Genomic DNA, 14,821 nt, shown 5'->3' with positions numbered 1-14,821 from the left:
GTGTCCCCGCTCAATTCCAGATGTTCCATGGCGAGTGCAGCCACGCGCCAACGATAAGCAGCCACACCAGCGTGACCGGAATGAAGATCTTCCAGCCCAGCCGCATGATCTGGTCATAGCGAAAGCGCGGGAAGGTCGCGCGGATCCAGATGAACATGGACACCACGAGGAAGGTCTTGAGGCCCAGCCAGATCCATCCGGGGATGAAGTCCAGCGCCGCCACCGGCGACAGCCAGCCGCCCAGGAACATGAGCACGGCCAGGATGGACACGAGCCACATGCTGGCGTATTCGGCCAGGAAGAAGATGGCGAAGCCCATGCCCGAGTACTCGACCATGTGGCCGGCCACGATCTCGGCCTCGCCTTCGACCACATCGAAGGGGTGGCGGTTGGTTTCGGCCACGCCCGAGATGAGGTAGACGATGAAGATCGGCAGCAGCGGCAGCCAGTTCCACGACAGGAATCCAAAGCCCTTCGCGGCGGCCATGCCGGCGCCCTGTCCCATCACGACTTCGGTCAGGTTCATGCTGCCCGACACCATGATGACGACGAGGAAACAGAAACCCATCGCGATTTCATAGCTCACCATCTGGGCGGAGGCGCGCAGCGCACCCAGGAAGGCGTACTTGGAGTTGGAAGCCCAGCCGGCGATGATCACGCCGTACACCTCGATGGAGGTGATGGCCATCACCAGCAGCAGACCGGCATTCACGTTGGCCAGGGCCACATCCGGACCGAACGGAATCGCCACCCAGGCCGCCAGCGCGGGCATGATGGCCATGACCGGGCCGAGCACGAACAGGCCCTTGCTGGCCGCCGTTGGCTGGATGATTTCCTTGGTCAACAGCTTGAGGCCGTCGGCCAGCGGCTGCAGCAGCCCGAATGGGCCAACCCGGTTGGGACCATGGCGCACCTGCATGAAGCCGAGCAGCTTGCGCTCCCACAGCGTGAGGTAGGCCACGGCGCCCATCAGGGGGGCCACGATGGCCACGATCTTGATCAGGTTCCAGATCACCGGCCACACCGCCGCCGTCCACCAGGACTGGGCGAACAGGTGCAGGCCGCCGTTGTACAGCGCGTCGATCATGCGGCAACTCCTTCAGCGGCGCGGCGTGCATCGGCCGTCAACTGCAGCGACGGCGCACGGCGCACCAGCCCGTCGAGCTGGTAGATGCTGGCCACGACCGGAGCGGCACCCGCATCGGCGGGCACGGCGATGGCGGCGCGCGTGCTGTTGCTCAGGCGTTCGGCAGGCAGCTGGGCCAGCGGAGAGGTCACCGTCGCACCCGTGGCTTTCGCCAGCACGTCCTGAGAGGTCTCGAAGTCGAGGCCCTGCACACCCAGCAGGTTGCCCAGCACCCGCAGCACCTTCCACGCGGGACGGGCGTCGCCCAGCGGCTTGACCACGGCATGGAAGCTTTGCAGGCGGCCTTCGGCATTGACGAAGGTGCCCGAGGTTTCGGTGAACGGCGCGATGGGCAGCAGCACATCGCTGAATTCCATGTTGGCCTTGAAAGGGCTCATCGTCACGACCATCTCGGCACCTGACAGCGCAGCCGCTGCCTGTGCACCTGCGGCGGAGTCATGGACGGGTTCGGTGTTCAGCAGCAGCGCCGCCTTGAGACCGCCCGCCAGCATCTGGCCGGCGTTCAGGCCGCCCTTCTGCGGCTGTGCGCCAACGAACTGCGCGCCCACCGTGTTGGCGGCTTCGGTGAGGTAGCCCACCACCGCGCCCGTCTGGGCACCGATCCACTGGACCAGCGCCAGCAGGCTCGAGGCCTGGGCATGGTGCGCAGCGGCATTGCCCAGCAGGATGGCTCGGCCTTCGCCCGAAGCCAATGCACGGGCCATGCCGGAAGAGGCTTCGGTCACACGGCCGGTGGCCACGGGGGCAGCCACGCCGCGGTCCTGCGCCACGGCGGCAGCCACATCGGCCAGGACCGCAGCCCAGTCCTGGGCTGGCGCCACGATGGACTGCGCCACGGGCATGGCCCAGTCGTAGGCCGCGGCGTTGAGGGCGCTCACGGTACAGCCCTTGCGTGCAGCCTGGCGGATGCGCTGGGCGAACAGCGGGTGGTCCTTGCGCAGGTTCGAGCCCACGACCAGCACCGACTGCAGCGAGGACAGCGAAGCGATGCTCGTGCCCAGCCAATGGATCCCATCGGCCTCGGTGAACTCGGCATTGCGCAGGCGGTGGTCGATGTTGTCGCTGCCGATGCCGCGCACGAGCGCGCCGGCGAGGAACAACTCTTCCAGCGTGCTGTGCGGGCTCACCAGAGCGCCGATGCTCTCGGCACCATGGTCGGTGCGGATGCCCTGCAGCCCATTGGCCACGTATTCCAGCGCGGTCTGCCAGTCGACTTCCTTCCACTGGCCGCCCTGCTTGAGCATCGGGCGCGTCAGGCGCTCGTCTCCGTTGAGGGCTTCGTAGGAGAAGCGGTCACGGTCGGCGATCCAGCACTCGTTGACGTCTTCGTTCTCGAAGGGAACGACGCGCATCACCTTGTGGTTTTTCACCTGGACGATGAGATTGGCGCCGGTGGAGTCGTGTGGGCTCACCGACTTGCGGCGCGACAGCTCCCAGGTCCGGGCACTGTAGCGGAAAGGCTTGCTGGTCAGCGCGCCCACAGGGCAGATGTCGATCATGTTGCCCGACAGCTCGGAGTCGACCGTATCGCCCAGCACCGTGGTGATCTCGGAATGCTCGCCGCGATGGATCATGCCCAGCTCCATCACGCCGGCCACTTCCTGGCCGAAGCGCACGCAGCGGGTGCAATGGATGCAGCGGGTCATCTCCTCCATGGAGATCAGGGGACCCACGTCCTTGTGGAACACCACACGCTTTTCCTCTTCGTAGCGCGAAGAAGAGCCGCCGTAGCCCACCGCCAGATCCTGCAGCTGGCACTCGCCGCCCTGATCGCAGATCGGGCAGTCCAGCGGGTGATTGATGAGCAGGAACTCCATGACCGACTGCTGGGCCTTGATGGCCTTGTCGCTCTTGGTGCGCACGATCATGCCTTGCGTCACGGGCGTAGCGCAGGCCGGCATCGGCTTGGGCGCCTTCTCCACGTCCACCAGGCACATGCGGCAATTGGCGGCGATGGAAAGCTTCTTGTGATAGCAGAAATGGGGAATGTAAGTACCCGCCTTCTCGGCTGCATGCATCACCATGCAGCCCTCGGCGACTTCTACCTTCTGCCCGTCCAGTTCGATTTCAACCATATGCTTTTCTCGCGATCAGGCAGAGGCAGACGCCTGAGGGGTCTTGTTGCGGATCAGCGCTTCGAATTCCGGGCGGAAGTGCTTGATCATGGCGCGCACCGGCATGGCGGCGGCATCGCCCAGGGCGCAGATGGTGCGGCCCTGGATGTTGTCGGCCACTGAATTGAGCAAGTCCAGATCGCCGTCGCGGCCTTCGCCGTGCTGGATGCGGTCGATCACGCGCCACATCCAGCCGGTGCCTTCGCGGCACGGTGTGCACTGTCCGCACGATTCATGCGAATAGAAATACGACAGGCGCAACAGGCTCTCCACCATGCTGCGCGAATCGTCCATCACGATCACGGCGCCCGAGCCCAGCATGGAGCCGGCCTTGGCGATGGAGTCGTAGTCCATCGTGCATTCCATGATGACGGACGCTGGCAGCACCGGAGCGGACGATCCGCCGGGAATCACGGCCTTGAGCTGGCGGCCCTTGCGCACGCCACCCGCCAGTTCCAGCAGCTTGGCGAACGGAGTGCCCATGGGCACTTCGTAGTTGCCGGGCTTTTCCACGTCGCCGGAAACCGAGAAGATCTTGGTGCCGCCGTTGTTGGGCTTGCCGCAGGCCAGATAGGCCGCACCGCCGTTGCGAATGATCCAGGGCACCGCGGCAAACGTTTCGGTGTTGTTGATCGTGGTGGGCTTGCCGTAGAGGCCGAAGCTCGCAGGGAATGGCGGCTTGAAGCGCGGCTGGCCCTTCTTGCCTTCGAGCGACTCCAGCAATGCGGTTTCCTCGCCGCAGATGTAGGCACCGAATCCATGGGCGGCATGCAGCTGGAAGCTGAAGGCGCTACCCAGGATCCTGTCGCCCAGGTAGCCCGCCGCGCGTGCTTCTTCGAGCGCTTCTTCGAAGCGGTCGTAGGTCTGGAAGATTTCGCCGTGGATGTAGTTGTAACCCACGGAAATGCCCATCGCGTAAGCCGCGATGATCATGCCTTCGATGACGATGTGCGGGTTGAACTGCAGGATGTCGCGGTCCTTGCAGGTGCCCGGTTCGCCTTCGTCGGAATTGCAGACGAGGTACTTCTGGCCAGGGAACGAGCGGGGCATGAAGCTCCACTTGAGGCCGGTGGGAAAGCCCGCACCGCCACGGCCACGCAGGCCCGATTCCTTGACGGTCGCAATGACCTGGTCCTGGGTGAGGCCCACGCCTTCGCCCTGCTCCAGAATCTTGCGCAGGGCGGCATAGCCACCGCGTGCCTCGTAGTCCTTGAGGCTCCAGTTGGTGCCATCCAGGCCCGCATAAATCTGCGGATCGATGTGGCGGTCGTGGAAGCAGGTTTGAACGCCCGTCGCCTGAAATTGCGACAGGATCTGCGCAGCGGTGGTCATGCTTGCCCTTCCGCCCGGGCCGCGGATGCCACGCCTTCGGCTTGGCGCAGGCCATCCACGAGCTGATCGAGCTTGTCGTTGTCCATGAAACTGCACATGGTGCGGTCGTTGACCAGCATCACGGGCGCATCGGCGCAGGCACCGAGGCATTCGCACTGTTGCAGCGTGAACAGGCCATCGGCCGTGGTCTCGCCCATGGCCACGCCCAGTTTCTTTTCCAGGTGATGCAGCGCCTTCTGGCCATCGCGCAGCTGGCACGGCAGGTTGGTACAGACGTTGAGCTTGTACTTGCCCGTCGGCTGCTGGTTGTACATGTTGTAGAACGTGGTGACTTCGTGCACCGCGATCTGGGGCATGCCCAGGTAGCTCGCGATCACGGCCTCGTTCTCGGTGCTGACCCAGCCCAGTTCCTGCTGGACGATGGCCAGGCAGGCCATGACGGCCGACTGCTTCTGTTCCGCGGGGTACTTCGCCACTTCGCGCGCAAAGCGCGCCAGCGTCGCGTCGGTGATCTGGGACGCGGCGGGCACCATCGTCTTCGTTTCGGTATTCATCGGTCAATCTCCCCGAACACGATATCCATCGTGCCAATGATGGCCACGGCATCGGCGATCATGTGGCCACGGGCCATTTCGTCCAAGGTGGCCAGGTGGGCAAAGCCGGGCGCGCGGATCTTCAGGCGGTAGGGCTTGTTGGCGCCGTCGCTCACCAGGTAAATGCCGAACTCGCCCTTGGGATGCTCCACGGCCGCATACGCTTCGCCTTCGGGCACGCGGAAACCTTCGGTGAAGAGCTTGAAATGGTGGATCAGCTCCTCCATGTTCGACTTCATGGATTCACGCGAAGGAGGCGCCACCTTGTGGTTGTCCGTGATCACCGGGCCGGGGTTGGCACGCAGCCAGTCCACGCACTGCTTGATGATGCGGTTGGATTGGCGCATCTCCTGCACACGCACCAGATAGCGGTCGTAGCAGTCGCCTGTCTTGCCCACCGGCACGTCGAAGTCCATGCGGTCATAGACGTCGTAGGGCTGCGTCTTGCGCAGATCCCATGCGATGCCCGAGCCGCGTATCATCGGGCCGGTCATGCCCAGATTGAGGGCGCGCTCCGGCGTCACGACGCCGATGCCGACCGTGCGCTGCTTCCAGATGCGGTTGTCGGTGAGCAGCGTTTCGTATTCATCCACGCACTTCGGGAACCGCTGGGTGAAGTCGTCGATGAAGTCCAGCAGGGAGCCGCTGCGGTTCTGGTTCAGCGCCTCGATCGCCTTGGCGTTGCGGATCTTGTTGGCCTTGTACTGCGGCATCGAATCCGGCAGGTCGCGGTACACACCACCCGGACGGAAGTACGCCGCGTGCATGCGCGCGCCGGAGACCGCCTCGTACATGTCGAACAGGTCTTCGCGCTCGCGGAAGGTATAGATCAGGATGGTGGAGCTGCCGCAGTCGTTGCCATGCGAACCCAGCCACATCAGGTGGTTCAGCAGGCGCGTGATCTCGGAGAACATCACCCGGATGTACTGCGCACGCACGGGCACGTCCAGCCCCAGCAGCTTCTCGATGGCCAGGCAGTAGGCGTGCTCGTTGCACATCATCGAGACGTAGTCCAGGCGGTCCATGTAGGGCAGCGACTGGATGAAGGTCTTGTGCTCGGCCAGCTTTTCGGTGGCGCGGTGCAGCAGGCCGATGTGGGGGTCGGCACGCTGCACGACTTCGCCGTCCAGCTCGAGCACAAGACGCAGCACACCGTGTGCGGCCGGATGCTGCGGCCCGAAGTTCAGGGAATAGTTCTTGATTTCAGCCATGGTGGATCACTTTTCGGCGCGGGCGCCTCAGTGCAGGCCTCCGTACTTTTCTTCGCGGATGATGCGGGGCGTGATCTCGCGCGGCTCGATCGTGACCGGCTCGTAGACAACGCGGCGCTGCTCGGCGTCGTAGCGCATTTCCACGTGCCCGGACAACGGAAAATCTTTGCGGAAGGGGTGCCCGATGAAGCCGTAGTCGGTAAGGATGCGGCGCAGGTCGCTATGCCCGTCGAACACGATGCCGTACAGGTCGAACGCCTCGCGCTCGTACCAGTTGGCAGAGTTCCAGAGGTCCGAGACCGACGGCACGACCGGAAAATCGTCATCCGGGCAGAACACCTTCACCCGCACGCGCTGGTTCATGCTGACCGACAGCAGGTGCGAGACCACGCAGTAGCGCGGCCCCTCCACGCCGACGTCGCCATACGAGGAGTAGTCCACGCCGCACAGGTCGACCAGCTGTTCGAAGCGGCAGCCCGGCGCATCACGCAGCAACTGCATGGCCGCCAGATAGTCCGTCGCGGAAACCACCAGGGTCACCTCATCCAGCGCCACCGAAAGCTGGCGCACTTTGTCGCCAAGCGCAGCGGCAATCGCGTCCCGAAGTGCTTCGGGTCGAATAGCAAAGGCAGTCATCGTCAACCCTTCAGACGCGAGCGATGGTATTGGTGCGGCGGATCTTCTGCTGAAGCTGGATGATCCCGTAGATCAGCGCCTCGGCCGTGGGCGGACAACCCGGCACGTACACATCCACCGGAACGATGCGATCGCAGCCGCGAACCACCGAATAGCTGTAGTGGTAGTAGCCACCGCCATTGGCGCACGAACCCATGGACAGCACCCAGCGCGGCTCGGACATCTGGTCGTACACCTTGCGCAGGGCCGGCGCCATCTTGTTGCACAGCGTGCCGGCCACGATCATCAGATCGGACTGGCGCGGACTGGCGCGAAACACCTCGGCACCGAAACGGCCGATGTCGTAACGCGCCGCCGCGGCGTGCATCATCTCCACCGCACAGCAGGCCAGACCAAAGGTCATGGGCCACAGCGAGCCGGTCTTGGCCCAATTCACCACCGAGTCGTAACTGGTGGTGATGAAGCCTTCCTTCATCACGCCTTCAATCATCGTGTCATTCCTTGTGAAGACCGGTCATTCCCAATCCAGGGCACCCTTTTTCCACTCGTAGGCAAAGCCCACGACGAGGATGGCCAGGAAGATGACAACGGCAATGAAACCCGTCAGCCCCACCTCGTGGAGCGAAACCGCCCACGGAAACAGGAAGGCGATTTCCAGATCAAAAAGAATGAAGAGGATGGCAACGAGGTAGTAGCGCACATCGAACTTCATGCGCGCGTCTTCGAAGGCCTCGAAACCGCATTCGTAGGGGGAGTTTTTGGCCGCATCCGGGCGATTGGGGCCGAGGACATAGCCCAGCACCAGCGGGACGACGCCGACACCGATGCCGACCAAGATGAACAAAAGAACGGGGAGGTACTGATCGAGGTTCATCTGGAGGATGTGCTCACCGCTGAAGCTGCACCCAGACGCCCCAAGATGGGCGTGTTGGATGGGCTTTTGTTTTGGTGCCGTCGGCGAGACTCGAACTCGCACAGCTTTCGCCACTACCCCCTCAAGATAGCGTGTCTACCAATTTCACCACGACGGCTGATTTATGCATCTGGATGGCATGAGGAACCCGTTGGGTTTTTGGCTTTCCAGACAATCCGGGATTCTACTCCGGAAAAACCCTGCTCCGAGGAGCAGGATCAAATTTTGCGCTTTTCTTCTTACTTGGTAGGGATCTGCCCAGCGCCGGAGGCAGGCACCACGGGCACCGAAGGCACTTCGGAAGCCGCGCCGGAAGCAGGCTGAGCAGGCGCCACCACCCCAGGCACTTCCAGCACGCTGCCAACACCCGCGGGACGGACATTGCCAAAGTACGCCAGCGCCAGAGTCGCCACGAAGAACACCCCTGCCAGCACTGCGGTGCTGCGCGACAGGAAATTGGCACTGCCGCTGGCGCCGAACAGGCTGCCAGAACTTCCACTGCCGAAGGCAGCCCCCATGTCCGCACCCTTGCCATGCTGGATCAAGATCAAACCGATCATCCCCAGCGCAGCCAGGATCTGCACCGCCAAAATCACATTCACAAGCGCATTCATTCTCTATTCACTCCTAATTTGATAGCTGTATGCCGGCGTCTTTATTGCGCTGAGGCGATGATTTGCAAAAAGTCCTGGGCCTTGAGCGACGCCCCACCCACCAGACCGCCGTCAATATCAGACTGGGCCAGCAACTGGGCGGCATTTGCCGCGTTCATGCTTCCGCCGTACAGCAAACGGATGCGATCCGCCTGAGGGCTTGCCGCCGCCAATTGGGCGCGAAGCACCGCATGGACCTCCTGCGCCTGCTCGGGCGTGGCGGTGCGGCCCGTACCGATCGCCCAAACGGGCTCATAGGCGACGACGATCTCGCTGATGCAGTGCCCGTTCGCGTGCACCACGGCCGCTAACTGGCGCTTGACGACGGCCTGCGTCTGCCCCGCCTCACGCTCTGCCAGCGTTTCTCCGACGCAGACGATGGGCGTGATGCCCGCCGCCAGCGCACGCTGCGCCTTGGCCGCGACCACCTCGTCGGTTTCACCGTGGTACTGGCGCCGCTCGGAATGCCCCACCAACACGTAGCGCACCCCGAACTCCAGCAGCATGGCGGCAGAGGCCTCCCCAGTGTAGGCGCCGGACTCGTGCGCCGACACATCCTGCGCGGCGACTGCAACAGCGGAGCCGTCGGCCAAGGCCTGCACTTGCGCCAGGTAAGGCGCAGGCACCGCCACCGCCACTTCGCAGCCGGGTTGCCCCATGCCTTCGCGCAACGCGTTCACCAAAGCCTGATTGGAAGCCAGGCTGCCATTCATCTTCCAGTTCCCGGCAATCAATTTCTTTTTCATGCGGTCCACGTCAAAACAATTTTCCCTGCATGCTGGCTGGACTCCATCAGCGCGTGCGCCTTGGAAGCCTCCGCCGCGGCAAACGTGCTGTGCACGATCGGGCGAACCTTGCGGGATGCCAGCAGCGGCCACACCTGCTCGCGCAGGGCACGGGCAATCGCGCCTTTGAACGCCACGGACCGAGGCCGCAGCGTGGAGCCGGTGACGGTGAGACGGCGGCGAAGCACGAGACCCGCGTTCAACTCGGCCTTGATGCCCCCCTGAACGGCAATGATCACCAAGCGCCCATCCTCGGCGAGACACTCGATCTCGCGGGCGACGTAATCGCCTGCGACCATGTCCAGCACCACATCCACCCCCTTGCCACCAGTGATGCGCTGCACCTCTGCGACGAAGTCCTGGGTCTTGTAGTTGATGGCGTGATGTGCACCGATTTCCAGGCAGGCCGCGCATTTTTCATCGCTGCCGGCCGTGACGATGACCGTGGCGCCGAATGCACGCCCCAATTGAATGGCCGTCACACCGATGCCGCTGCTTCCACCCTGCACCAACAGCGTTTCACCGGATTGCAGGCGGCCGCGGTCGAACACGTTGCTCCATACGGTGAAAAGCGTTTCCGGCAGCGAGGCCGCCTCGACGTCGGTGAAACCGTCCGGCGCGGGCAAACATTGTTCAACGGGTGCTACGCAGTACTCGGCGTAACCACCGCCAGCGACCAGCGCGCAGACGCGGTCCCCCACCTTGAGGCCGACCTTGTCCATCGCAGCCCGATCGCCCCGCTCGATTACCCCTGCCACCTCGAGCCCCGGCAAATCCGACGCACCCGGCGGCGGGGCGTAGTGCCCCTTGCGCTGCAGAACGTCGGGCCGGTTAATGCCGCTGGCCGCGACCCGAATGAGCAACTCCCCCCGGGTTGGCTCGGGCACCGGACGCTCTGCCAGACGCAGAACCTCGGGGCCGCCCGGGCTTTCGATTTCCACCACACGCATAGCCATCACCTTGCTACAAAAGTCGAGATGAATACCGCGACGGCGCAGACAAAGCCCGCGCCGGCAGCGCTCATTTCAATCGTGCTGGGACTCAGGCGTCCATCTGACCCGACGACTCGCCGGAAGCCAGGGACTGTTGCTGTTGCTGCTGATCGGCACCGTCGCGGCGCTCACGGCGCTCGCCACGGTCCGAGCGCTCCCCCCGCTCTGCAGGTGCAGGACGGCCGCCGCTGTCGCCCATGGGGCGATCAGCCAAAGCCTTCATCGACAGCTTGACGCGGCCCTTCTCGTCCGTCTCCAGCACCTTGACCTTGACGATCTGGCCCTCGGTCAGATAGTCGGTCACCTTCTCGACACGCTCGTGAGCGATCTGGCTGATGTGCAACAGACCGTCCTTGCCGGGCAGCAAGTTGATCAATGCGCCGAAGTCCAGGATCTTGACGATGGGGCCTTCGTAGATCTTGCCGATCTCGACTTCCGCCGTGATCTGCTCGATGCGGCGCTTGGCCTCGTCTGCCTTGGCACTGTCGGTGGACGCGATCGTGATGGTGCCGTCTTCGTCGATGTTGATCTGCGTGCCGGTTTCTTCCGTCAGGGCACGGATCACCGCACCGCCCTTGCCGATCACGTCACGGATCTTCTCAGGGTTGATCTTCATCGTGAACAGCTTCGGTGCGAAGTTGCTGACCTCGGTCTTGGCCTCGCCCATGGCTTCCTGCATCTTGCCCAGGATGTGCAGGCGCGCTTCCTTGGCCTGGGCCAGCGCGACCTGCATGATTTCCTTGGTGATGCCCTGGATCTTGATGTCCATCTGCAGCGCAGTGATGCCACCCGTGGTGCCAGCCACCTTGAAGTCCATGTCGCCCAAATGATCCTCATCGCCCAGGATGTCGGTCAGCACGGCAAAACGGTTGTCTTCCTTGATCAGACCCATGGCGATACCCGCCACGTGCGCCTTCATCGGCACGCCGGCATCCATCAGCGACAGGCAGCCGCCGCACACCGAAGCCATCGAAGAGGAGCCATTCGACTCAGTGATCTCAGACACGACACGCATCGTGTAGGGAAACTCTTCCTTGGTCGGCAGCACCGCCACCAGCGCGCGCTTGGCCAGACGGCCGTGGCCGATTTCGCGGCGCTTGGTCGAACCCATGCGGCCCACTTCGCCCGTGGCGAAGGGAGGCATGTTGTAGTGCATCATGAAACGGTCTTCGTACTCGCCTGCCAGTGCGTCAATGCGCTGGGCGTCCCGCTCGGTGCCCAGCGTGGAAACCACCAGCGCCTGGGTTTCACCGCGCGTGAACAGGGCGGACCCGTGGGTGCGGGGAAGCACGCCATTGCGGATTTCGATGGGGCGGACCGTGCGGGTGTCGCGGCCGTCGATGCGGGGCTCGCCCGCCAGGATCTGGCTGCGAACGATCTTGGCTTCGATGTCAAACAACAAGCCCTCGACCTTGACCGCGTCAAACTCGGCGCCCTCTGCCTTCAAAGCCGACAGCACCGAAGCCGTCGCTTCGCGCAAGGCCTGCGTGCGAGCCTGTTTGCTGCGGATCTGATAAGCCGCGCGCAGCTTTTCTTCCGCCAGGGCGTTGACCTTGCCGATGAAGGACTCATCCTTGGCTGGCGGCTGCCAGTCCCAGACGGCCTTGCCAGCATCGCGCACCAGTTCGTGGATCGCGTTGATCGCGATATTGCCTTGTTCATGGCCAAACACCACGGCACCCAGCATGATCTCTTCGGACAACTGCTGCGCTTCCGATTCGACCATCAGCACGGCAGCTTCGGTGCCGGCCACCACGAGGTCCATCTGGGAATTCTTGCGGGCCGTCTGGCCGGGGTTCAGCACATATTCGCCATTGATGTAGCCCACGCGAGCCGCACCGATCGGGCCGTTGAACGGGATGCCGGAGATGGAGAGCGCAGCGCTCACGGCGATCATGGCGGCGATGTCCGCATCCACTTCAGGATTCAGCGACACCGTATGGATGACCACGTGCACTTCGTTGAAGAAGCCTTCGGGGAACAGAGGGCGGATTGGGCGGTCGATCAGGCGGCTCGTGAGCGTTTCATGCTCGCTGGGCTTGGCTTCGCGCTTGAAGAAGCTGCCAGGGATCTTGCCAGCAGCGTACGTCTTCTCGATGTAATCCACCGTCAAGGGGAAAAAGTCCTGCCCAGGCTTGGCGGTCTTGGAGCCCACCACCGTGGCCAGAACGACGGTGTCATCGATGTTGACCAGCACGGCGCCGGAAGCCTGGCGGGCGATTTCGCCCGTTTCCATGACGACGGTCTTGTCGCCCCATTGGAAGGACTTGGTGACTTTGTTGAAAATGCTCATGTTTGCTCCATTTTTAATCGCTGGCTACACAGAACCAGCCTGCAAAGGAGTGCAATTCAGAACACGATGCCATTCCAGTGGCCCGGCCCTTTTCCTCGATGGAACAAGGCCATTGGAATGACACAGCTTCGCTCTGTTTTGCGGCTCCGAAGTAAAAAACGCCTGAGCTAGCGTGCTAACCCAGGCGTTTCGGCATGCGAATGCGCTTACTTGCGCAGACCCAGCTTGGCGATCAATGCCGTGTAACGCTCAGCATCCTTCGCCTTCAGGTAGTCCAGCAGCTTGCGGCGGCGGCTCACCATGCGCAGCAGACCACGGCGACCGTGGTGATCCTTGGCATGGGTCTTGAAGTGAGGGGTCAGTTCGTTGATACGGGCCGTCAGAAGGGCCACTTGAACTTCCGGGCTACCGGTATCGTTGGCAGCACGGGCGTTGGCCTTGACGACTTCGGCCTTGATAGAGGATGCGATCATTGGTTTTCCTTGAATTGCGGGGCCGGAGATTGCAGCGCGTGGCTGCCCTGCCCCTGTCTTACTTGCGCAAGCGGCTGGAATGGCCACAAGCGTGCGTCTTGCACCATGCAAAACTCTGCGATTATACCCCGAGCCAGGTTTTGAGCCGTTGCACCCCTTGCACCAACCGCTCAGGATCGCGGGAAGCGAAGCACCAACGCAACCATCCTTGCGCCTCCAGACCGAACGCGTTGCCCGGTGCCAACCCCAAACCGGCTTCCCGCACCAACCGCTTGGCCAAATCCAGAGAGTCGCCCTGGCCGGGCAGCCGAAAGAACGCATACATACCGCCACGCGGACTGGCGACCTCAATGCCCGGCAGCGCCTGCAGCAAGGGAACCAACGCATCCCTGCACACCTGAAGATGAGAGACGACACGGGGCGTGATTTCTGACGCATGCTGCAAAGCCGCAATGCCCGCCTGCTGGGTGAAGACACTGGTGCACGAGGTATTGAACTCGATGAGTTTGCCAATTTGATGAGTCATTTCCGCCGGCATGACTAGCCAACCCAGACGCCAGCCAGTCATGAGGAAGCTTTTGGAAAAGCTCTGCACCACGACCAATCGGTCCTCAGCCTCTGCCAGATCCAGAAAGCTGGGCGCGCACACCGAGTGGGACGGATCGTCGTAGTAGAGCCGCTCGTACACCTCGTCGGCCAGTATCCACGTACCCGTCGTACGGCAGTGCTGAATGATTTGACGCTGCTCGTCGCGCGTGAGCGTCCAGCCCGTGGGATTGTTGGGTGCATTCACGATCACCAACCGAGTGGAGGGGGTGATGGCAGCCAGCAGCGCATCCATGTCCAACACCCATGCGCCCCCCGGCTGGGGACGCAACGGAATGCATCGCAGCCGGGCGCCCATGATCTGGGGCTGCGCCGTCAGGTTGGGCCACACCGGCGTCACCGCCACCACCTCGTCACCAGGATCGAGCAACGCTTGCATGGACAGCATCAGCCCGCTCACCCCGCCGGAGGTCACGGCCACCCGGTCTGCAGCGATCGGCCCATGCAATGCGCTCGTGTACGAGGCGATCGCGCTGCGCAGCTCGGGCAGCCCCAGGTTATGAGAGTAGAAGGTTTCTCCCCGCCCAAGAGACTCCATGGCCGCCCGCCGCACAGGCTCAGGGGTGACCTCATCGCTTTCGCCAAACCAGAAAGCGAGCACATCGCTGCGGCCCATTCCCGCGTTGGCCACTTCACGGATTTTGGATTCTTCAAGGTGGATGACGGTAGCGCGCATCGAAACTTCCAGAGCAAAAGATCAGCGGGCATCGTAGCGGCTTCCACCATGCTCTTGCGCCACAATATCCTGAAATCAAAATTCCAGGGAGGAACCCATGCCCACTCGAACCGCCAAACACCTTGCAGGATTTGCCTTCCTGCTTTGCGCCGGAGTCTCACTCGGCATGAATACGCTTGCGGCCCATGCAGCGACAACGACCGATGCCTCGAATTCAGCGCAGGACAACAAAAGAAAGAATACGGTCAAGTTGAAAACGACCACTCCACGAAGCACCTCCGAAGAGTCGACTGCCGAACGCGATCGCAGGCTGTACAGAGAATGCAAAGGGCGACCGAACGCCGGAGCGTGTCTTGGATATGCCAAGCCATGAGCCTTCAAAAAGCAAAAGCGAAAA

General features: G+C 62.9%; 15 protein-coding genes and 1 tRNA gene. 1 reads left to right on the top strand and 15 read right to left on the bottom strand.

What is annotated here, in order from left to right; genetic code table 11:
• Positions 1-10: 10 nt before the first annotated feature.
• The 15 genes from nuoH to AC27IQ_RS02940 all read right to left on the bottom strand — a co-directional run bounded on the left by nuoH (position 11) and on the right by AC27IQ_RS02940 (position 14,424).
• Entirely contained in the window at positions 11-1,087 is a 1,077-nt protein-coding gene (gene nuoH, locus AC27IQ_RS03010; protein ID WP_272567990.1) for an NADH-quinone oxidoreductase subunit NuoH, read from the bottom strand.
• Positions 1,084-3,222, bottom strand: coding sequence for an NADH-quinone oxidoreductase subunit NuoG (gene nuoG / locus AC27IQ_RS03005; RefSeq protein ID WP_487088104.1), 2,139 nt, complete (start codon positions 3,220-3,222; stop codon positions 1,084-1,086). Before nuoG ends, nuoH begins: the two co-directional genes overlap by 4 nt.
• A 15-nt stretch (positions 3,223-3,237) precedes the next feature.
• Positions 3,238-4,593: an NADH-quinone oxidoreductase subunit NuoF gene (gene nuoF / locus AC27IQ_RS03000; protein WP_487088102.1), complete on the bottom strand. Its 1,356-nt coding sequence runs from the start codon at positions 4,591-4,593 to the stop codon at positions 3,238-3,240.
• A complete protein-coding gene (gene nuoE, locus AC27IQ_RS02995) occupies positions 4,590-5,147 on the bottom strand; it encodes an NADH-quinone oxidoreductase subunit NuoE (RefSeq protein WP_487088100.1) in 558 nt (185 codons plus the stop codon). Before nuoE ends, nuoF begins: the two co-directional genes overlap by 4 nt.
• The gene (locus AC27IQ_RS02990) at positions 5,144-6,397 is read right to left on the bottom strand and encodes an NADH-quinone oxidoreductase subunit D (RefSeq protein ID WP_317359385.1); all 1,254 of its coding nucleotides are present in this window, start codon (positions 6,395-6,397) and stop codon (positions 5,144-5,146) included. The genes nuoE and AC27IQ_RS02990 overlap by 4 nt, the downstream gene beginning before the upstream one ends.
• 27 nt (positions 6,398-6,424) lie before the next feature.
• Positions 6,425-7,033 (bottom strand): NADH-quinone oxidoreductase subunit C, encoded by a 609-nt coding sequence (locus AC27IQ_RS02985; protein ID WP_487088098.1) that lies wholly within the window; start codon positions 7,031-7,033, stop codon positions 6,425-6,427.
• 10 nt (positions 7,034-7,043) lie between these two features.
• Positions 7,044-7,523, bottom strand: coding sequence for a NuoB/complex I 20 kDa subunit family protein (locus AC27IQ_RS02980; protein ID WP_007849129.1), 480 nt, complete (start codon positions 7,521-7,523; stop codon positions 7,044-7,046).
• A 24-nt stretch (positions 7,524-7,547) separates the two neighbouring features.
• Entirely contained in the window at positions 7,548-7,907 is a 360-nt protein-coding gene (locus tag AC27IQ_RS02975; protein ID WP_092744429.1) for an NADH-quinone oxidoreductase subunit A, read from the bottom strand.
• A gap of 72 nt (positions 7,908-7,979) precedes the next feature.
• Positions 7,980-8,064: transfer RNA gene (locus AC27IQ_RS02970), tRNA-Leu, on the bottom strand.
• Between the two features lie 121 nt (positions 8,065-8,185).
• A complete protein-coding gene (gene secG, locus AC27IQ_RS02965) occupies positions 8,186-8,560 on the bottom strand; it encodes a preprotein translocase subunit SecG (protein ID WP_284395671.1) in 375 nt (124 codons plus the stop codon).
• Positions 8,561-8,601: 41 nt separating this feature from the next.
• Positions 8,602-9,345: a triose-phosphate isomerase gene (gene tpiA / locus AC27IQ_RS02960; RefSeq protein WP_487088094.1), complete on the bottom strand. Its 744-nt coding sequence runs from the start codon at positions 9,343-9,345 to the stop codon at positions 8,602-8,604.
• On the bottom strand, positions 9,342-10,334 hold the full coding sequence (locus AC27IQ_RS02955; RefSeq protein ID WP_487088092.1) for an NAD(P)H-quinone oxidoreductase: 993 nt from the start codon (positions 10,332-10,334) through the stop codon (positions 9,342-9,344). Before AC27IQ_RS02955 ends, tpiA begins: the two co-directional genes overlap by 4 nt.
• 91 nt (positions 10,335-10,425) lie before the next feature.
• Entirely contained in the window at positions 10,426-12,669 is a 2,244-nt protein-coding gene (gene pnp / locus AC27IQ_RS02950; RefSeq protein WP_284405986.1) for a polyribonucleotide nucleotidyltransferase, read from the bottom strand.
• A 206-nt stretch (positions 12,670-12,875) separates the two neighbouring features.
• Complete coding sequence (gene rpsO, locus AC27IQ_RS02945; RefSeq protein WP_007849123.1) at positions 12,876-13,142, bottom strand: 30S ribosomal protein S15; 267 nt, start codon at positions 13,140-13,142, stop codon at positions 12,876-12,878.
• 121 nt (positions 13,143-13,263) lie between these two features.
• The gene (locus tag AC27IQ_RS02940) at positions 13,264-14,424 is read right to left on the bottom strand and encodes a pyridoxal phosphate-dependent aminotransferase (RefSeq protein WP_487088089.1); all 1,161 of its coding nucleotides are present in this window, start codon (positions 14,422-14,424) and stop codon (positions 13,264-13,266) included.
• Positions 14,425-14,521: 97 nt separating this feature from the next.
• On the opposite strand from AC27IQ_RS02940, the gene AC27IQ_RS02935 reads away from it, so the two are divergent.
• On the top strand, positions 14,522-14,797 hold the full coding sequence (locus AC27IQ_RS02935; protein WP_284405983.1) for a hypothetical protein: 276 nt from the start codon (positions 14,522-14,524) through the stop codon (positions 14,795-14,797).
• Positions 14,798-14,821 lie beyond the last annotated feature (24 nt).

It is taken from the genome of Acidovorax sp. KPB24-07 (assembly GCF_057543315.1).
The sequence above is the reverse complement of the archived record's forward strand: the minus strand, read 5'-3'. Positions and strand labels throughout refer to the sequence as shown.

Coding starts and splice junctions, on each gene's coding strand:
- nuoH (WP_272567990.1), bottom strand. CDS start 1,087: ATGATCGACGCGCTGTACAACGGCGGCCTGCACCTGTTCGCCCAGTCC.
- nuoG (WP_487088104.1), bottom strand. CDS start 3,222: ATGGTTGAAATCGAACTGGACGGGCAGAAGGTAGAAGTCGCCGAGGGC.
- nuoF (WP_487088102.1), bottom strand. CDS start 4,593: ATGACCACCGCTGCGCAGATCCTGTCGCAATTTCAGGCGACGGGCGTT.
- nuoE (WP_487088100.1), bottom strand. CDS start 5,147: ATGAATACCGAAACGAAGACGATGGTGCCCGCCGCGTCCCAGATCACC.
- AC27IQ_RS02990 (WP_317359385.1), bottom strand. CDS start 6,397: ATGGCTGAAATCAAGAACTATTCCCTGAACTTCGGGCCGCAGCATCCG.
- AC27IQ_RS02985 (WP_487088098.1), bottom strand. CDS start 7,033: ATGACTGCCTTTGCTATTCGACCCGAAGCACTTCGGGACGCGATTGCC.
- AC27IQ_RS02980 (WP_007849129.1), bottom strand. CDS start 7,523: ATGATTGAAGGCGTGATGAAGGAAGGCTTCATCACCACCAGTTACGAC.
- AC27IQ_RS02975 (WP_092744429.1), bottom strand. CDS start 7,907: ATGAACCTCGATCAGTACCTCCCCGTTCTTTTGTTCATCTTGGTCGGC.
- secG (WP_284395671.1), bottom strand. CDS start 8,560: ATGAATGCGCTTGTGAATGTGATTTTGGCGGTGCAGATCCTGGCTGCG.
- tpiA (WP_487088094.1), bottom strand. CDS start 9,345: ATGAAAAAGAAATTGATTGCCGGGAACTGGAAGATGAATGGCAGCCTG.
- AC27IQ_RS02955 (WP_487088092.1), bottom strand. CDS start 10,334: ATGCGTGTGGTGGAAATCGAAAGCCCGGGCGGCCCCGAGGTTCTGCGT.
- pnp (WP_284405986.1), bottom strand. CDS start 12,669: ATGAGCATTTTCAACAAAGTCACCAAGTCCTTCCAATGGGGCGACAAG.
- rpsO (WP_007849123.1), bottom strand. CDS start 13,142: ATGATCGCATCCTCTATCAAGGCCGAAGTCGTCAAGGCCAACGCCCGT.
- AC27IQ_RS02940 (WP_487088089.1), bottom strand. CDS start 14,424: ATGCGCGCTACCGTCATCCACCTTGAAGAATCCAAAATCCGTGAAGTG.
- AC27IQ_RS02935 (WP_284405983.1), top strand. CDS start 14,522: ATGCCCACTCGAACCGCCAAACACCTTGCAGGATTTGCCTTCCTGCTT.